Here is a 16690-nt window from a genome sequence, read left to right as displayed (position 1 = left end):
AAAAAATGATACTAGGAGAAATATATATACCGACTGATCCAGTTGTATGAAAAGATGTGCCAGATCATGTAGTAGTTGGCGGAAATCCTGCAAAGATTATAAAAAAATAAAATAATATTTGAACGAAGTGCCTTCCTCGTCTGTATACATTTATGAAAGAATAGATGAGGGAGGCTTTTTTATGTCTAATAAATTACTTCTTACTTTTGCTTTAATTGGAGTTATGGTCGTATTTTCTTGTGGTTTGCTATTACCGATGCCAATCGGATTTAAAGTATCAATGATTACAGCTGGAGTTATGATGATTGTTATGTTTTCAATCATTATTCCATTTGATAGAAAACATATAGTAAGAAAAAATGGATATAAAATTGATTTTACGAAAACAAAAGTATATTTTCGCTGGAATGTATTTGATACGATTTCGGCTTGTCTTGCAGTGTATGCATGCATATGTGTGCAAGCATTAAATATTTTAGTTTCAACTGGCCATACAATTCAAAACCCGTACGTTCAATTTTTTACGAATCAATCGCAAGTATGGATTATTGTCGCAAGCTGCTATTTAATTTCCCGTATTTCATTAACGTTAAAAGGAATAAAGGAGATCAAAAACCATGGCGCAGATTGGGATTGAGGAAGAGCTCATGCTTGCGTATCAAAGTGGAGATAAGCAGGCTGGGGAAAAACTATACGTTTTAATCAAACCAGCGCTATACACATTTTTATATCGATTTAACCGAGATGAACAATTAAGTATCGATCTCGTGCAAGATACGTTTTTGACGTTAGAACGAAAGAAACATATGTATGAACTTGAAAAAGGAAAAATAAAAACGTATTTATTTCAAATCGGTTATCGTCTTATGATTAATAAATTAAATAGGAGAAAAAAGTGGCGTACGCTTTTGCCGTTTTTAGCGCCGATTCCGGAAAAAGAATTCTCTCACGAAGATCGGCTCACAGTAAGAGAAGCAATTTTGAAAGTTCCAGAAGAGCAAAGAGCGGTCCTAATCCTTTCTTATTATCATGATATGCAACAAAAAGAGATTGCAGAGGTATTAGATATTCCAGTCGGAACGGTGAAATCAAGACTCCATAACGGGATAAAGAAATTGAAACAATTGCTGGAGGTGGATGAAATTGAGCGAAAATCCCTTTAAGAGTGAATATAAGTTAAAGCAACATTTAGATAGTGATCATGTAGAAATACCGGACTTTCCAAAAACGGTAAGTCGCTTCGATCGATTAATCGGATTTCTTGGTTCTCCGGCGAAAGACCCTGTGGAAGCGACGATTGGGAATGATTTATCAGTTGTGTTTCATGTCTCGTTGCTAGTTGGAGTTCCAATTCTTTCTCTTATTACGATACTCTGTATGACGTTGTAAAGGATTGGCAAGAAGAGAAACTCGACCTCTATTTGACACGCCTATATAAATGATGGTATAAAGAAAAGTATATGAATAATTGAGCGTGGAAAGGGAGAAGTAGTGATCATTTCCCTGTTTTAGAGAGCTGATGGCCGGTGAAAATCAGCACATAGATGATCGCGAATTACGCCCCTGGAGCATCTTTTTTCGATTGAATTGTATTCAAAAGGGAAGAGACGGTGCTAAGCCGTTATGTAAATAAGGTGGTAGGCTTTTTTGGTCTGCAACTAGGGTGGTAACGCGATAATCAAAATCGTCCCTTATTTGAAGGGGCGATTTTTTTATGTTTTTAACCTTCACGCCAGTAATGAACTTAAAGGAGAGTATGTAGGATATGGGTATTTTACAAGATCTTGAATTTCGCGGTCTAATTAATCAGCAAACAGACGCTGAGGGCCTTGAGCAATTATTAGAAAAAGAAAGCGTTAAATTATACTGTGGTTTCGACCCGACAGCGGATAGCTTACACATCGGTCATATGTTACCAGTATTAATGTTACGTCGTTTCCAATTAGCTGGTCACCAACCAATCGCACTTGTTGGCGGTGGTACTGGTATGATCGGTGATCCAAGTGGTAAAAAAGCAGAGCGTACATTAAATACGAAAGATACAGTTGCTTACTACACAGAAAGCATTAAAAACCAACTTTCAAACTTCTTAGAGTTCGAAAACGTGGAAAACCCAGCAACAATGGCTAACAACTATGACTGGCTTGGTAACTTAGATGTCATTTCATTCTTACGCGATATCGGTAAAAACTTCGGTTTAAACTATATGTTAGCAAAAGATACAGTAGCATCTCGTTTAGAGACTGGTATTTCATTTACTGAGTTTAGTTACATGATTTTACAATCATACGACTTCTTAAACTTATACCAACACCATAATTGCCGCCTACAAATCGGTGGTAGTGACCAATGGGGTAACATTACAGCTGGTCTTGAATTAATCCGTAAATCAGAAGAAGATGCGAAAGCATTCGGTTTAACAATTCCACTTGTTACTAAATCTGACGGTACGAAGTTTGGTAAAACAGAAGGCGGCGCAATTTGGTTAGACCCAGAGAAAACAACTCCTTACGAGTTCTACCAATTCTGGATTAACACAGATGACCGTGATGTTGTTAAATACTTAAAATACTTTACATTCTTATCTCATGAAGAAATTCTTGAGCTTGAAAAGCAAGTAGCTGAAGCACCAGAAAAACGTGCAGCACAAAAAGCATTAGGTGCAGAAATGACAAAACTTGTTCACGGCGAAGAAGCATTAGAACAAGCGATTAAAATTTCAGCTGCATTATTCAGCGGTTCTGTAGCAGAACTAACTGCAAGCGAAATCGAGCAAGGATTCAAAGACGTACCATCTGTAGAACGTACTGCAGAAGATACAGTATTAATCGACTTACTTGTAGAAAGCAAAATCTCTCCATCAAAACGTCAAGCACGTGAAGATGTAACAAACGGTGCAATCTACGTAAACGGTGAGCGTACACAAGCATTAGACTACGTTGTAACAGAAAAAGACCGCATCGAAGGTAAATTCACAATCATTCGCCGCGGTAAAAAGAAATATTTCTTAATTCGTTACTAATCCGAAACGAATATAAACAAATAGTACCCCGAATTGTAGGCTGAAAAGTTTATGATTCGGGGTTTTTATGTATGGATTTAAAACGCCGCATCTTTTCTTTTAAATAGAATATAAAGAATTAATATGAGCATATAAAGTAAACTCACTAGCATAACGATAAATGCTGTTGGATAAAATTTTGCTGCGTATATAAAAAAATCGATTTGATAAATATCTTCGTAATTTGAAACGGTGCCTTTGAAGTAATTCGTAAACTTAGCGCTATATTTCCATTCATCAGGATCATCTATTAAATTACTTCCCTGATACCAATTAATAAGCGCGGAAGTAATAAACAACATACATGCACTGCCTAACTGAACCATTTGGTTTATTGTCAAAATGAATCAACCTCCTATTTTATGGTTATTATAGCGTGCATTCATATACTTGTAACCATTTTGTTGTAATCTCCTTTTCGAGTTCATACGGAAATCACATGTAAGCGGTATGATAAATGTATAACAACTAGAAAGGAGTGGTAAAACAAAATGTCACTAGAAGCGCTCATTATTTTTTCTTTGCTAAATGCGGGTCAGCTTGCAGAGAATTCGAAGGTGGATATACATAAAGAGCAGAAAGATGCTTATGTATATGTTCAGAAAGAGGAAAATAAATAATTTTATTTTATATATAAACGAAAAAAGCCAATCCACAGGATTGGCTTTTTGTCATTAACGAGAGTAGAACTCCTTAGTATTAAAAACCCTTATATTATTAAGGTTTCGAGGTATGATTTTAAAAATCCCCCCCAAAAGTTCCCCTAGCTGTAAGTAAACTTGTACTAAATGCAGCGACTGACTCTTCTTCTAATTCCTTAAATGAATGACCATATATATCAAAAATCATCTGCGGTGTATTACCTAAACGATCAGCAATAACTTTTACTGGTATCCGCTGGCTAATTAATAATGTTGCATGTGTGTGTCTTAAACCATGCGGAGTGATTTTTTTCAAAGTTGTATGTTTTAATATGCGTTGAAAACTATACATTAAAGGGTTATCTGTTATAGGTGTTCCAGATTGATAAGATATGAAAATAAAATCATCGTCGTTTAAGTGCAGGCCGAAAGAGAGCTTTGTTTTTTTACACCATGTTCTATAGGCCTTCAATTGATTAATGAGAGTATCATCAATTAAAATCGTACGGAAGCTATTTTTAGTTTTGGGTGTGCGTGTTCCCTTGTTATCACGAGTGCGTTCTACAGTTAGAGTTTTTTCTTCGAAATTAATGTTTTTCCACTGTAACCCGAGTGCCTCACCTTTTCTTAATCCAGTGAAAGCAAGTAACAAAATTATGCTATAGTTTGTGATGTTTTCGTGCTTTTTAGCAGCTGCTATGAATTCATTTAACTCTTCAGCTGTGAAGAAGTTTTCTACTGTCTTTTCTTCATTTGGTATTGTAATTTTATTAAATCTATTACGAGGAATAAGTTCATCATCCACAGCTGCATTGATTGCAATTTTAAAAAGTCTGTGAAAAAGTTGAACGGTACTAGGTTTATATCTCTTTAATAGTTCATTGATATAAACACGCTTGTAAGTTGATTTATCTAACTCAGATAATTTATATTTACCGAGCAGTGGTTTCATTTGATATTTAATAGCATTTTCTCGCTGTGAACATGAAGAGATCTTCCATTCATTTTTGTGAGTTTCATACCATATATCTAACCATTCTGAAATAGTTAAATTGGAGTTTTTAACCTGTTTAACTTCACCATTTAAGATACTTGTCTTAACTTCAAGTAACCCTCGGTAAGCTTCATTTTCAGATTTATAACCCTGTTTGTATTTTTCTCGCCTTTTTCCTAATGAATCATAGTATCTATGTCTAAAACACCATAGTTTTACACCTTTGGTATTGAAATAATAGTATAATTCAGGATCTTTCTTTGTTTTATATAGTTTCATTATTTATCTACCCTTTCGTGCGTGAGCAAACGCTATTAAAAGGGAAAGGATACTTATAATTATTTAATTATGAAGTTTTCAATAAACTTTAAGATATCTTTTTTATTCTCATTAGTTAAGGTTTTTTTGTCATAGCAAATGTCTACATCCATCTGAAGTAGATAATGTAAATCAAATAGATGTTCTTTTGTAGTAGGAATCTGACTTTCTACTTCGTCTTCTTCATCCATAATATTTATGAATTTGGGTACAAATGAATTTATAGGTATTGTCTTTGAAGAATTAAAAGGATCATTAAAAATATTACCAGGTATTTTATGAATAGCTTCTTTTATCTGCTCTTCTTTTTCTTCATTTGTTAAAGTTTCATCATTTTCGATAAGTGGATAGTTAATATAACCAGCTAGATAGGAGAGATAATTAAAATGAATATCTAATCCTTCAGCTATTTTCTCTAATATTTCTGCTGATGGTTTTTTATGACTACCTGTCTCTAATTGAGATAAATAAGGATGCGATATACCAGTCAATTCTGCTGCTTTTCTTAATGAAAGTTTTTTGTCCGTGCGAACTTTTCGTATATATTCACCTAATTCTATTTTAATCACCTTCTTTTATTTATTTGTCTAAATTTTACTTTAGGGTGGTAGTTATGTCAAACAAATTTAAAATAATGGTTGACGGTACCAAACGATAGGTTGTATACTATGACCAAGCAAAGAAAAAGTTGGTGAGCAAAAATGATTGAAATAAAATTGAAAGATGAAATAACAACTAGGCTTTTAATCGCCAAAACAGGTAAAAGCTTAAGAAGTTTTTCTAAAGAAAATGGTTTCTCTCATGCTTATTTAAGCCAAATTTTAAAAGGGGATTGTAATCCATCACCAGTAATAGCGACAAAAATTTCTAATGGTTTGAATCTCAAAATAGAAGATATTTTTTTTGTTAAAGTGGTTGGTGATAGCAAACGAATTGAAAGGGAGATTCAATATGGAATTAGCAACAATTAATGTCGATGTTGACCAAAAGCAGTTGCGTGATTACATCCAAAAGAAAATTGATGAGAGTATCCATCAAACTTTTTTTACAATTGATATTAATAAAATGGCTGAATTAACATGCATTTCTAAATCAAGTCTTGAACTTGATATACTCCAAGATCCGAGAGTCAAACAATTCGAACGTCGTAAACCCGGTGGAAAAAGATACTGGTTTTATGAGCCGACGATGGAAGCAATTAAACAGATTATGGATTCTTGGTAGAAGTAGAAAATTAAATCAAAAGCGTGAGCAAACGTGAAAATTAGAAGTTTTATCAAATTTAAAAATAAGTAATTTTTTTGATATTAAAAGGGTTGAGGTGAATACATGTGGGCGAAGTATCAGTTAATAAATTAATGTCAGCTGCTGAAATACGTGAAGACAAGTTACATATCATCTTAGAAAAAGCGGAGAACGGTGATTCAAAAGCAATCAAAGTTTTAGAAGAAATTAATCGAATATTAAAGCAAGTATGATATTTACTTTTAAAAACATTATTAAGAGAAAAGGAGGTGCTCATTTTTGAAAGTTACCATGCCGCACTATATAACAATAATTGATGAAATGTTACCTGGAGCAAAAATTATCAAGTTAACTGGATATGCAAATGGAAATCAGGGGTATCAAAAAGCGAAAACGCCAGTATGTAAGTGGAAAGATAGCCAGGGATTAGATGATTTAGAAATAAATAAATGGATAAACCAAGGCGGATGGATTGGAGCAGTTATTCCTCAGGAGCGGATTATCATAGATGTGGATGACCAGGTTCAAGGAGAACTTGTGAAAGATTTGCTTGAAGGAGAAAACAGGCATCACCATTCGATTAAAACACCAAACGGATGGCAGTTCGTTTTTGCAGCTAAAGAGAAAAGGACACAAGACATTAAACAGATTACAAAATATTTCTCTCAAATAGGTGTAGTTATTGATACCCGTACAGCTGGAGCAGGATATATTGTTTTTCCTACAAACAACACAGAAGGACGCTATATAGCAAATAATAGCATAGATCAGCTGGACGAATTACCACACTATTTAATACCTGTTAGAAATACGGATAAATCTAAAGATTATATGTTTCCAGTACCTATAGAAAGCTCAGGTAGCAGAAATGACACAATGTATAAGTTTGCTACGCATTTAAAAGCGTGGAATGTTTCTAACGAGGAAATAATGCAGGCAATGGAGCTTATATATGAGTATTTTCTTTTAGATAAAACTGATTTTCCTTATAACGAATTAAAGAGCCTTACGCAGTCAGCTATTCAATGGAAACCAGACCAGACAAAAAGACAGCATACATCTGACAGTAATTTTGAAACACATGCCGAAGGTAAAGACGAAAATAAAATCATTCCTAAGCCTTTTAAAGTGGGAAATAAAGATACACTTTTTGAGACGAGAGAGGATAAGGATGGAAATGAGATAACAAAACTCGTATCTCGCAAAACACCATATATTACAAAGGAATTCCACAACATAGAGCGTCCACAAGTACTTTATGAAATTGAATGGAAGGAAAGTAATAGAACTGTAAGTGAAGTTGTGCCAGCTTCTACTATTGCTGTTAGAAAAGAATTATTAGAACTAAGTGATAAAGGCTTTTCCGTTAATGATAATAACGTTAAAAAAATCATTACTTATTTTGACCAATATCTATTGATTAATAATATAGAACAAAATTATGCGGTAGAGCGTTTAGGGCATATAAAGGATACTTTTATCCATCCTTTAGTTACTAAAGATGTTGAAATTATGGCGATAGATCATGGCGAAAAACAACTACTTGAAGGTTTTGAAGTAAAAGGAACAGGTGATACTTGGAAAAATGAAATATTTGAACGAATTAAGCAGCAACCTAAGGCGGTATTTTTTGTACTTTCTAGTTTTGCGAGTGTCATTATTAAAGATTTACGCTTGCAACCTTTCATTGTTGATTTAAGCGGAACTACCTCACAGGGGAAGACTACTACATTAAAAGTAGCCGCAAGTGTTTGGGGTAATGAGAGCTTAATGAGTGAATGGAATGCTACAAAAGTATCTATTGAAAGAAAATCAGCGTATCTAAACAGTTTTCCTTTATTACTTGATGATACAAGAAAAGCTGATGAACGTATTTTAAAAGATGTTATTTATTCTTTTAGTGGAGGACGTTCAAAAGGTAGAGGGAGCTTAAAAGGAAGTCAGCGGGAGTATACTTGGCATAATATTTTACTAAGTACAGGTGAAGTTTCTCTAAATGAGTACGCTAAAAATCAAGGTGGAGCGGCTGCAAGGATTATCCCATTAATTGACGAGCCATTAAAGAAAGATCATAGCAATATCATGGGACTTTATGAAGCAATGGAAAACAATTATGGAGCGATAGGAATAGAGTTCTTAAAAGTTTGGTTAAAACATAAGAAGGAGCTTACTCCAGAGTATCACAAGTTTAGAAAACACTATGTAGATAAAGCGAAAGGTAATGAAGTATTAAGCCGATTAGCTGGATATTATGCAGCAGTTCATTTTACAGGCAGTATATTGAAAAACAAAATGGACTTTGATATTGATCTAAAAGCCATTTCCTCATTATTTGATGATATAGCAGAAGAAAATAAATCCATTGATAAGCCACTTCAATTTTTAGAAGAGATACTTACGGATTTGGATAGTAGTAGACAAAATATATTTTATGATTATATGCCTAAAATTATTAAAGCAATCTATAAAGATAAACAAAGACAGTTGTTTTTGACCCCAGCTTATACTACCGATTTCTTAGGTGTTGAAGAAAAGCAAGTAAGGCGTGAATGGTTAAAGAGAGGCATGACAATTCCAGTTGAAAAAGGAAGTAAAGTAGTTGATTACAAACTTGTAAGCCATAAGGGCAAGAAATTTAATGGTATACCGTTAAATATGGAACTTGTAGGAGAACTAGGATTTGACTTTTATGAAGCTAATATAGATTTTTCAGATTAGTAGTAATAAGAGTAATAGGGAATTACTTTATTTAAAATTTCTTATTACTGTTTAAAACCCTTATAAATCAAGGGGTGAATCAGTAAAAGTAATAAGAGTAATAAAAGTAATAAGGATTTTGATATATACATGTATTTAAAAAAAGAAAATAAAACCAGTTTATATATGTAAGTATTTTGATTTTAAAAATGTATTACTTTTATTACTGATAAGTCAAATCCCTTGTGGGAGTAAGGGGAAATAAGGTAATACGTCCAAAACCTTATTATTACTCGTACTACTGATATTTTTATAGAAAAGGCAATAAAGCTTAGAGCCGTAAGCATTTCAAGGTTTTAGCAAAAAGTAATAAACATGTATTACTAAAAAAATGGAGGTAAGTAAATGGCAACTAAAAAAGCTCCAATTGTATTAGCGATTGAACGTGATGAAAAAGGAAATCTTAGTACATGGTGTCAATACTGTAGAAAGTTTCATCATCACGGAACAGGTGAAGGACACAGGGATGCACATTGTTTTGAGGAAGATAGCCCATATATTCGTACAGGTTATGTCCTTAAGAAGATGAAACTATCAGGTAAAGAAGTTGTTACAAAGAGTGCGCCTAAGTAGGTGATACGTAATTGGTTTGCCTTAAAGATTATCAAATGTTAGAAGCAGAGATCATTTATTTGGAATACAAGTTAAATAGAATACATGCTGAATTAAAACGTCAGAGCAAATGGGGTAAAGATATATTATCAATTAATACAGGCAATGAAGAAATGGAAAAGATACTGGATCAACTTAAGGATGAGCTCACATCTAAGAAAGAACAATTGCAACAGCTCGTAGACTTGGTGAGTAATTTCAAAAACTTAGAACAACAGATACTTAAGTTGAAATATATTGATGGAATGACGTTAGAAGGCATAGGAACTAAATTAAATTACAGTACACATTATATTAAAGTGAAACATGCTGAGGTTATGAGAAGAATCAAGTTTGCTGAGAGATTAAAGGTAAGAGAATAGAGAACTGTGGAAGGAAAACAAAATATTTTAAAAGCTATTTAATTAATTAAACAAGAATTGAATTGTTCATTTGTAAACAAAAATTAAAAATGATTTTTCATATACCCCCCCATCTAAATATAGAAACAATTTTGCTGGGGGACCGAGCAACGCGGGGGGGAGATTTGTCTTTTTATTTTTTGCTTTCCGCGCGTGGAAAATAGAAAAAAGGCCAAAAAAAGATGCTTTCCTATTTTTTGAGGAAAACATTTATGTTTTTGGTTGGTAAATTAACTTGTTACTTATGAACCTATAAACTGCATGAAATCAACGTTTGTTTCGTTAAATTTAGATTATCATAACTCAAATATACACGTCAAATAGTAATTTTCATTTAAAAAAATAATAAAACAAGTGATGAAAGGGGGATGAAAGTATGATTTCAAATGAAGACAAAAAACAAACAGCCTATGAAATGTATAAAAGCGGAAAATACTCATTTAAAGAAATCGCAGCAGAATTAGGAGTCAAAGAGAGTACGCTAAACAATTGGCGTCACCGTTACAAGTGGGTAGAACTATCGGCAAATATAGAACGTCAAAAGCTTTATGATTTACTGATGTATAAATTGAAAGATAAAGGCTTAGAAAGCGAAATGCAATTCGTAGACATGGTGAATACGTACATGAAATTTTTCGATATCAAAAACAAATTGATTGAAGATATTGAAGAGCGCGGCGTATCTGTAATTGGTGTAACGGGATCAGTCAAGAAGAATGATTCTATTACGGAATTAATAAAAGTTATTACGTCAATGTCAAAGTTACTGGAGTTTTTAGGTATAGACATTGAAGAGACCGAGGAAGATGAAGAACTTTATATATAAAAATAATATAACAGGAGGTCATGAAAACATGGCACATTTAGAAAAAAGTTTAAAATTGAAAGAATTATTGTATCAACGAATCAAAACAGAAGAAAGAAGCCTTCCGGTCCTGGAAAAGCTAAAATTAGCAGAAGAGTGTCAAAGAAACGTTACGTCACGTGATGAATATGACCATATTACAAAGATCGTTGAAGAACTAAAAAAAGAATATGCAGCCGAAAGGAAATTCGGTTACACGCCAACAGTTATTTTTAGTGAAGAAGACAAAGCCCAGGCGGCGAAAGTGATTAAGAAAGATATCAAAGGGATGGACAAACGTTATATCGAGTTACGCAAACGAAAAGATGACTTAGAAACGTCTATTGCTGATGAAGTTGCCGCTATTAATGTAGAACTAAATGAAATGCATGAAGCTCATAGAAAGTTAATGCATTGTAACGAGACTTACGGAGGGTATTACTGTGAACTATATGAAATGGTTACATCTACGAAATCGGAGGTATTACGATAATGATTACAATATATGAAAAAATTCTATCGGCACGAGAAAGAAAACATGCTTATCATACTTATGATATTGAACTAACTCCGCTAACAGATGCAGGGAAAGTATTATTCGGTCGTATGGACTTATTAAAGGAAGAAATGGACGGACAAGTTAAAAACTGGTTAAAGAATGCTTTATCACGTAACAACAGCAGCTTCAAACCTAATGACAAATATACTTTTTACTATGATGATCCGAACGAATCAGAAGATCAGCGAGTAAATGAAGTGTTACGTTATGTAGAAAACAAGATTTATAGAAAATGGAATACAAGTACAAAATGGGGTAATTTAAAATCGCCGGTACTTGGAATCGACTATAAGGTGAAGATAGAAAAGAAAGTTGACGTGATCGACGCGCTGGAAAAGTCAGGTTCGAAACAAAAAACGTTAAAAAATCCAGCGATTGATGTAGAAGTAACCGATACATTAGTTACTGAAGGGTAACGCTTGAAAAAAATCAGATGGATTGGAACTTGAAGTTATGAAGGAAATGTATACGAATGTTAATGAAGTAGGATTGAAATTATACAACCTTCTCGACGGGAAGCTAATCTATTCAGAGGTAGAACCAACTGTGTATCGTTTGGAGGTTAAGTAATTATTTAATAGTTGATTAATTATAAGAAAAAGAGCCGATGTTTAATAATAAAGGGTGTCGGTTCTTTTTTATTTGATAGATTGTGAGAGTGGGGTGGTTACTATGCGTAATAATAAATTAAATCGTAGTCATGGCATAAGGAACGAATTTTCGGTTGCAGAAATTCATGTAAAATTGTATAATACTTGCAAAGATTGGAGGAGGGTGTGTGTATGGATTTTGTTTTACAAAAAGATATTCCTAGACAAGCAATCGAACGAAGCTTTCCACAAAATATTAGAGTCGAAATGAATGAGGCTGTAGCTAAAGCGTATGAGTTAGCGCTTAGTACCTTAGAAAATACAAACTATTTAAATGACTCTGATGGGAGAGGAAAGGATAGTTTTCCCTATTTAAAAAATTTTGCGGTTGAATTCGTATTACGTAATTTTATTAAGCAAGGAAGACTTCCTTATAAGTATGAAATTAAATTTAATCGTAACAAATCTGCGCGATATTTTATTATGAAGAACCTAGAAAATACGATTGAAATTTGTGTTAATCAAGTCAAAAGGAAATCTTGTATAGGTAGACCTGCACACTATAGAAATCAGCGTATTAAACAATTTCAGTCTTACATGTTATTAGATGATCAAGAGCAAGAGAACAGTGAAATAGATATTATTTCTAAACCTCCTATATATTTTGAATTAAATCATGGTTATCAAAGTTTTAAACCGACTTTTGTTGTACTCGGCATTCCGAATAAAATGGGAGAATGGGTAGATTATATAGAAATATCTAAAGAATTACATGTGTTAGAAATTCCATCTGGAATACAAACACAGGTAGCTAATGTAGAGGACTTTGATCTTGATGAGTTCTTAGAATATTTAAATGAGAGTGAGATAAATGAATAAGCAATATGATAAGTATTCAAAAAAGAGAATGCTGTTTTCTGGGAAATTTCAATTTAACGGAAAAAAGCTAAAACTAGCTAGAGAAATACGTTCAATGACTACCACGGAATTAGCGGGGAAAATTGATGTATCGCATCAAATGATATCTAAATATGAAAAAGGAGAGAATATTCCTCAAGAAGAAAAAATAAGGCTTATATCTCAAGCTCTTCAATTTCCAAGAACATTTTTCTTTACATCATACTTTCTGGAAAATAACGAAAGAACTAGTCCGAATTTTTTCCGGAAAGGAGCAGCGGTTGCGAAAAAATATCAAATACAAGTAGAAGCTAATACAACCATATCCGTAGGAATAAAAAAATATTTAGAATCGAAATTGAAATTACCGAAATTTACTATGCCTAATTTTGCGTTGGTCCAAAAAGAATTTCGTCAATTAGATTTTAATGACATAGAAGATACAGCAAATGCCTTACGAGATTTATTTAATTTACAACGTGGTCCTATAGGGAACATAACTCTTTTGTGTGAACGAATGGGTATAGGAGTGTTTTTTGCTGATTTAGATAGTGCAAAAATTGACGCACATACAGTATTCGTAGATGATACACCATATATTATTTTAAATAAAGAAAGAAAATCTAGTGTACGGATGAGATTTAATATAGCACATGAATTAGGGCATATTTTATTACATTCTCATTATCAAGAAAAAGATGTTGCCAATTCAAGTAACCATAAGCGTATAGAAGATGAAGCTGATCACTTTGCAGGATGTCTTTTATTACCGGGTGATGGACTTGCATTAGATATGGCAGCATCAAATTTAACTTATCTAATTTCATTAAAAAAACATTGGAAAGCATCTATCCAAGCGATAATTTACAGATCAGAACAACTAGGGTTATTTTCAAGCAATCATACTTTACATTTAAGGCAACAAATTAGCCGAAATAGTTGGCGGAAATTTGAACCTTTAGATGACGAAATTCCAATTGAAGAGCCACAAGTACTAAAACAAGCCATTCAAGTTCTCTTAAAGAATAATATAATTACTGTTGAAGAATTAGAAATGGAGCTAGGATTAACAATGGAGATGATACAAGAATATTGCTTGGGGCGTAATTGTTATGAAGCGAAGGAAATAAAATTTCAAAATAATGTTGTATCATTGTTTTAAAGTATTTTATCATTAATAAAAAAAATTCCCTCTGTATAGTTAAGTAGGGAATTTTTTATAAGCTTTGGATGCTTGAATATTATAAACTTCAGGTGTATTTTGTTTTTAAATCATTCTTATATAGTTTTTTATATAAGAATGAACACCTCTAATGAATGCTCTATTTAGCTTGTTTCTTCTAAATTAAAAAAGAATTCTACTATATCCCTCCCAAATTTAGATATCTCGAAACTGTCTCTCGAATTTAATTTTTTCAATTTTAAATTGGATGTTCTTTTTCCTTTTGATTGTTTTTCCAAATAGTCATGAATATCTTTTATGGACTGAAATAGATTTTTTAAATCATCAAGAATCTTTTTCTCTGTTTTTGTTGTGAGAATACCTAATCTAAAGAGATTATTTCTGATAGAGTCATATTGATCGTAACTTAATCCGTGTTGTTTCATCACATCTTCAAAAGTTAGTCGTTCTTGATCGTAGGAGTAGTTATATAGCCTTAATACTGCAATATCGACTATTCTTAGTTCTTTTAAAACATCATAATAAGTCAATACAAAATCCTCAGTCACATCTTCGTGTTCTGTTAATTTAACAAAACCGTTTACCATGTACTTTATTTTATCTTCTTGTTGCTCATCGATAACATAATCCATTACATATCCGTATAATTTGTCAATTTGTTGTTTTTGTTCGCTTGTTTTATTTTCTAAATTGGCTTGAAGCTCAGTAATTTTAGAGGCTAAATCCTCTGAAAAAGTTTGCATATTTCTTTCGAGTTTCGCTCGTTTAAGGCTTCCATAAACTCCGGATAAACCTGGTACTATTGATGCCACTCCATCTATTGCTAACTCCGCAACAAGGCTGGTAACAGATTCTTTTGCAAAATCAGCTACAGCATCACTTCCAACTTCAAGAACAGTGGTTATGGTTGTTTCTTTTGTTATTTCTTTTAGATCTTGCTTCTTATTTCGTTCCATTTATGTTCCTCCATCTTCTTGTTTGACAAAACTTATATTTCTATAAAAACAAATAACATCTTTTTATTAAAATGAAAAGCCCTCAAATAATTGAAGGCTTAAATTTAATGATACGAATATGAAACTACTTAGCTAACACTGGCATGTGCAACTTCATTCCTAATATGTGCAATATAATTCATTGGATATGACATACCAGTTTCTGTTTCTATCATCGCTTGAAGGGTAGGTAAAGGTTTCCCTAGATTATTCTTAACTATTTTTCGAAGTTTATTATGCTCTACGTTTGTTAAAAGTGCAATCTTTGTATCATTATCTATAGAAGAGCTTTGATTTAAAAGATTGTTAATATTTAATGTTATATCCTCACTAATATTCTTAACAATTTCATCCACCTCTTCTTTTGTGAACGAATCTTTTTCTTTACTTTCTTGATTGTATTCTTCTACGATTCCTTTACTGACACTATGTAGTAATCGTGGGTCTATTCTATCTACTTTAGCATCCACATTTCTTACATTAGCCGATATCTCATTTAATAAATGTGATAATCGGTCATTTACCCTTTGATTATCACTATCCTGTTTAAGCGCAATGAATATTGCTACAAGAGCTAAGGCTATTGAAACAGCGCTAGAAATTATAGAGAAATTCATCTCTATTGCCTTACTGTTATAAAATCCAGCTATTAATAAAATTATTATTGTAATTAGTATTCCTACTAACCAAATCCAGTCTTTATTTCCCCATTTTTTATCCATTAATTATCGCCTCCAGAAAACATTATCCGACAATATGGAAGATTTATCTACAAAATATGAAAGAAATATCGTTTTTATTTTTAAAAGGTATTAATGCGAATAAAAGCGAACTTATCCATATTCAAAAAAAACTTACTGAGGCATATAATCAGTAAGCTTTTTTGTTAGTATTTATTGTATCAGTAAATTTTCCAGCTGAAAAAAGAAGGGACATTAGCTCTTACACTAAACATCTTCCCTTTTTATTATTCCTCAATTTTAGGAGTTTCTTTTACAAGGTTACTTCTGAATCCCATGCTTCTACAAATTCAAAACCTTTTAAATCACTTTCTAACACTGCATTTCTCAATTCATCTGATACGAAAACAGCAGTAGGATGAATCCTTTTATTTATATATACTTTAAAAATCATTTCATTTTGAATAACATTAGGAGTAAATGCAAATTTTTCACATCCTATTATTAAACCTGTAATTAGTTTTTTGAAAATTGCTTTATCACTATCAATTGCATCTAATACATTTAAAACATGAACTACATAGTATACTTCGTCTGTTGTATTATGAATAAGTGGAAGAAACTCAACATTAGCACCTATTAAAGGTTCTAATAATTTTTTTGCTTGTGCGCTAACCATTGGTGCACCAGTTTCTCCCCAAAAATGAGGAAAATCACTATGATTTCCTTCTTCTAGACATTCAATAAATATTTCTCCCCATGAATCTAGTAAAATTGTAGTGGAGTTAAATTTTCCTTCAAAATATTTTTTATCATTTTTATAATTTAATAGTTGGAAAGACTCATAGTTATCGGATGAACTCTTCAATTCCCAAATTTTCATTTTCCTTCTCCTTTAATATTTAATCTATTC

22 protein-coding genes and 1 other annotated feature are annotated in these 16690 nt (G+C 32.5%); of the genes, 16 read left to right on the top strand and 6 right to left on the bottom strand.

Annotated elements, in window-relative coordinates:
* Nucleotides 1-181 precede the first annotated feature (181 nt).
* The 4 genes from PDQ33_RS06290 to tyrS all read left to right on the top strand — a co-directional run bounded on the left by PDQ33_RS06290 (nucleotide 182) and on the right by tyrS (nucleotide 3022).
* Nucleotides 182-637: a hypothetical protein gene (locus PDQ33_RS06290; protein ID WP_061132045.1), complete on the top strand. Its 456-nt coding sequence runs from the start codon at nucleotides 182-184 to the stop codon at nucleotides 635-637.
* On the top strand, nucleotides 618-1163 hold the full coding sequence (locus tag PDQ33_RS06285) for an RNA polymerase sigma factor (RefSeq protein ID WP_048557724.1): 546 nt from the start codon (nucleotides 618-620) through the stop codon (nucleotides 1161-1163). Before PDQ33_RS06290 ends, PDQ33_RS06285 begins: the two co-directional genes overlap by 20 nt.
* The gene (locus PDQ33_RS06280; RefSeq protein ID WP_061132046.1) at nucleotides 1144-1389 is read left to right on the top strand and encodes a hypothetical protein; all 246 of its coding nucleotides are present in this window, start codon (nucleotides 1144-1146) and stop codon (nucleotides 1387-1389) included. The genes PDQ33_RS06285 and PDQ33_RS06280 overlap by 20 nt, the downstream gene beginning before the upstream one ends.
* A 77-nt stretch (nucleotides 1390-1466) precedes the next feature.
* Nucleotides 1467-1695: a binding site (T-box leader), on the top strand.
* Between the two features lie 70 nt (nucleotides 1696-1765).
* Nucleotides 1766-3022, top strand: a complete 1257-nt coding sequence (gene tyrS / locus PDQ33_RS06275; RefSeq protein WP_000512096.1) for a tyrosine--tRNA ligase — start codon at nucleotides 1766-1768, stop codon at nucleotides 3020-3022.
* A 77-nt stretch (nucleotides 3023-3099) separates the two neighbouring features.
* Here tyrS and PDQ33_RS06270 read toward each other — a convergent pair whose 3' ends face one another.
* On the bottom strand, nucleotides 3100-3402 hold the full coding sequence (locus PDQ33_RS06270) for a YjdJ family protein (protein ID WP_000154634.1): 303 nt from the start codon (nucleotides 3400-3402) through the stop codon (nucleotides 3100-3102).
* 150 nt (nucleotides 3403-3552) lie between these two features.
* On the opposite strand from PDQ33_RS06270, the gene PDQ33_RS06265 reads away from it, so the two are divergent.
* On the top strand, nucleotides 3553-3681 hold the full coding sequence (locus PDQ33_RS06265) for a hypothetical protein (RefSeq protein WP_000050940.1): 129 nt from the start codon (nucleotides 3553-3555) through the stop codon (nucleotides 3679-3681).
* A gap of 118 nt (nucleotides 3682-3799) precedes the next feature.
* On the opposite strand, the gene PDQ33_RS06260 is transcribed toward PDQ33_RS06265, so the two are convergent.
* Together PDQ33_RS06260 and PDQ33_RS06255 are read right to left on the bottom strand one after the other, a co-directional pair.
* The gene (locus tag PDQ33_RS06260; protein WP_076873260.1) at nucleotides 3800-4975 is read right to left on the bottom strand and encodes a site-specific integrase; all 1176 of its coding nucleotides are present in this window, start codon (nucleotides 4973-4975) and stop codon (nucleotides 3800-3802) included.
* 59 nt (nucleotides 4976-5034) lie between these two features.
* Nucleotides 5035-5583 (bottom strand): helix-turn-helix domain-containing protein, encoded by a 549-nt coding sequence (locus PDQ33_RS06255; protein WP_270755103.1) that lies wholly within the window; start codon nucleotides 5581-5583, stop codon nucleotides 5035-5037.
* 132 nt (nucleotides 5584-5715) lie between these two features.
* Between PDQ33_RS06255 and PDQ33_RS06250 the strand changes: the two genes are divergently transcribed.
* The 11 genes from PDQ33_RS06250 (at nucleotide 5716) to PDQ33_RS06200 (ending at nucleotide 14081) form a co-directional block, all read left to right on the top strand.
* Complete coding sequence (locus PDQ33_RS06250; protein WP_076873259.1) at nucleotides 5716-5985, top strand: helix-turn-helix domain-containing protein; 270 nt, start codon at nucleotides 5716-5718, stop codon at nucleotides 5983-5985.
* Nucleotides 5966-6238, top strand: a complete 273-nt coding sequence (locus tag PDQ33_RS06245; protein ID WP_016133299.1) for a hypothetical protein — start codon at nucleotides 5966-5968, stop codon at nucleotides 6236-6238. Before PDQ33_RS06250 ends, PDQ33_RS06245 begins: the two co-directional genes overlap by 20 nt.
* A 107-nt stretch (nucleotides 6239-6345) precedes the next feature.
* Nucleotides 6346-6492, top strand: coding sequence for a hypothetical protein (locus tag PDQ33_RS06240; RefSeq protein WP_179098830.1), 147 nt, complete (start codon nucleotides 6346-6348; stop codon nucleotides 6490-6492).
* A 46-nt stretch (nucleotides 6493-6538) separates the two neighbouring features.
* A complete protein-coding gene (locus PDQ33_RS06235; protein WP_076873258.1) occupies nucleotides 6539-8977 on the top strand; it encodes a DUF927 domain-containing protein in 2439 nt (812 codons plus the stop codon).
* Nucleotides 8978-9361: 384 nt separating this feature from the next.
* The gene (locus tag PDQ33_RS06230) at nucleotides 9362-9589 is read left to right on the top strand and encodes a hypothetical protein (protein ID WP_076873257.1); all 228 of its coding nucleotides are present in this window, start codon (nucleotides 9362-9364) and stop codon (nucleotides 9587-9589) included.
* Between the two features lie 11 nt (nucleotides 9590-9600).
* Nucleotides 9601-9990 carry a sigma factor-like helix-turn-helix DNA-binding protein gene (locus PDQ33_RS06225; RefSeq protein WP_076873256.1) on the top strand — a complete coding sequence of 130 codons (390 nt, stop codon included), beginning with the start codon at nucleotides 9601-9603 and terminating at the stop codon, nucleotides 9988-9990.
* A gap of 415 nt (nucleotides 9991-10405) precedes the next feature.
* Nucleotides 10406-10855 carry a terminase gpP N-terminus-related DNA-binding protein gene (locus PDQ33_RS06220; protein ID WP_076873255.1) on the top strand — a complete coding sequence of 150 codons (450 nt, stop codon included), beginning with the start codon at nucleotides 10406-10408 and terminating at the stop codon, nucleotides 10853-10855.
* Between the two features lie 28 nt (nucleotides 10856-10883).
* Nucleotides 10884-11366, top strand: a complete 483-nt coding sequence (locus tag PDQ33_RS06215) for a DNA repair protein Rad50 (RefSeq protein ID WP_076873267.1) — start codon at nucleotides 10884-10886, stop codon at nucleotides 11364-11366.
* Nucleotides 11366-11848, top strand: coding sequence for a hypothetical protein (locus tag PDQ33_RS06210; RefSeq protein WP_076873254.1), 483 nt, complete (start codon nucleotides 11366-11368; stop codon nucleotides 11846-11848). The genes PDQ33_RS06215 and PDQ33_RS06210 overlap by 1 nt, the downstream gene beginning before the upstream one ends.
* 366 nt (nucleotides 11849-12214) lie before the next feature.
* Nucleotides 12215-12901, top strand: a complete 687-nt coding sequence (locus PDQ33_RS06205; RefSeq protein ID WP_076872304.1) for a hypothetical protein — start codon at nucleotides 12215-12217, stop codon at nucleotides 12899-12901.
* On the top strand, nucleotides 12894-14081 hold the full coding sequence (locus PDQ33_RS06200) for a helix-turn-helix domain-containing protein (RefSeq protein ID WP_076872303.1): 1188 nt from the start codon (nucleotides 12894-12896) through the stop codon (nucleotides 14079-14081). The genes PDQ33_RS06205 and PDQ33_RS06200 overlap by 8 nt, the downstream gene beginning before the upstream one ends.
* Before the next feature lie 164 nt (nucleotides 14082-14245).
* On the opposite strand, the gene PDQ33_RS06195 is transcribed toward PDQ33_RS06200, so the two are convergent.
* The 3 genes from PDQ33_RS06195 to PDQ33_RS06185 form a co-directional block, all read right to left on the bottom strand.
* Complete coding sequence (locus PDQ33_RS06195; protein ID WP_076872302.1) at nucleotides 14246-15058, bottom strand: hypothetical protein; 813 nt, start codon at nucleotides 15056-15058, stop codon at nucleotides 14246-14248.
* Nucleotides 15059-15186: 128 nt separating this feature from the next.
* Entirely contained in the window at nucleotides 15187-15819 is a 633-nt protein-coding gene (locus PDQ33_RS06190) for a hypothetical protein (protein WP_076873253.1), read from the bottom strand.
* Nucleotides 15820-16090: 271 nt separating this feature from the next.
* The gene (locus tag PDQ33_RS06185; RefSeq protein ID WP_076873252.1) at nucleotides 16091-16660 is read right to left on the bottom strand and encodes an imm11 family protein; all 570 of its coding nucleotides are present in this window, start codon (nucleotides 16658-16660) and stop codon (nucleotides 16091-16093) included.
* Nucleotides 16661-16690 lie beyond the last annotated feature (30 nt).

It is taken from the genome of Bacillus cereus group sp. Bc031 (genome assembly GCF_027716265.1).
GTDB lineage: Bacteria > Bacillota > Bacilli > Bacillales > Bacillaceae_G > Bacillus_A > Bacillus_A paranthracis.
This window is presented reverse-complemented; position numbering and strand designations above follow the sequence as displayed.

Coding starts and splice junctions, on each gene's coding strand:
- PDQ33_RS06290 (WP_061132045.1), top strand. CDS start 182: ATGTCTAATAAATTACTTCTTACTTTTGCTTTAATTGGAGTTATGGTC.
- PDQ33_RS06285 (WP_048557724.1), top strand. CDS start 618: ATGGCGCAGATTGGGATTGAGGAAGAGCTCATGCTTGCGTATCAAAGT.
- tyrS (WP_000512096.1), top strand. CDS start 1,766: ATGGGTATTTTACAAGATCTTGAATTTCGCGGTCTAATTAATCAGCAA.
- PDQ33_RS06265 (WP_000050940.1), top strand. CDS start 3,553: ATGTCACTAGAAGCGCTCATTATTTTTTCTTTGCTAAATGCGGGTCAG.
- PDQ33_RS06260 (WP_076873260.1), bottom strand. CDS start 4,975: ATGAAACTATATAAAACAAAGAAAGATCCTGAATTATACTATTATTTC.
- PDQ33_RS06250 (WP_076873259.1), top strand. CDS start 5,716: ATGATTGAAATAAAATTGAAAGATGAAATAACAACTAGGCTTTTAATC.
- PDQ33_RS06245 (WP_016133299.1), top strand. CDS start 5,966: ATGGAATTAGCAACAATTAATGTCGATGTTGACCAAAAGCAGTTGCGT.
- PDQ33_RS06230 (WP_076873257.1), top strand. CDS start 9,362: ATGGCAACTAAAAAAGCTCCAATTGTATTAGCGATTGAACGTGATGAA.
- PDQ33_RS06220 (WP_076873255.1), top strand. CDS start 10,406: ATGATTTCAAATGAAGACAAAAAACAAACAGCCTATGAAATGTATAAA.
- PDQ33_RS06215 (WP_076873267.1), top strand. CDS start 10,884: ATGGCACATTTAGAAAAAAGTTTAAAATTGAAAGAATTATTGTATCAA.
- PDQ33_RS06210 (WP_076873254.1), top strand. CDS start 11,366: ATGATTACAATATATGAAAAAATTCTATCGGCACGAGAAAGAAAACAT.
- PDQ33_RS06205 (WP_076872304.1), top strand. CDS start 12,215: ATGGATTTTGTTTTACAAAAAGATATTCCTAGACAAGCAATCGAACGA.
- PDQ33_RS06200 (WP_076872303.1), top strand. CDS start 12,894: ATGAATAAGCAATATGATAAGTATTCAAAAAAGAGAATGCTGTTTTCT.
- PDQ33_RS06195 (WP_076872302.1), bottom strand. CDS start 15,058: ATGGAACGAAATAAGAAGCAAGATCTAAAAGAAATAACAAAAGAAACA.
- PDQ33_RS06190 (WP_076873253.1), bottom strand. CDS start 15,819: ATGGATAAAAAATGGGGAAATAAAGACTGGATTTGGTTAGTAGGAATA.
- PDQ33_RS06185 (WP_076873252.1), bottom strand. CDS start 16,660: ATGAAAATTTGGGAATTGAAGAGTTCATCCGATAACTATGAGTCTTTC.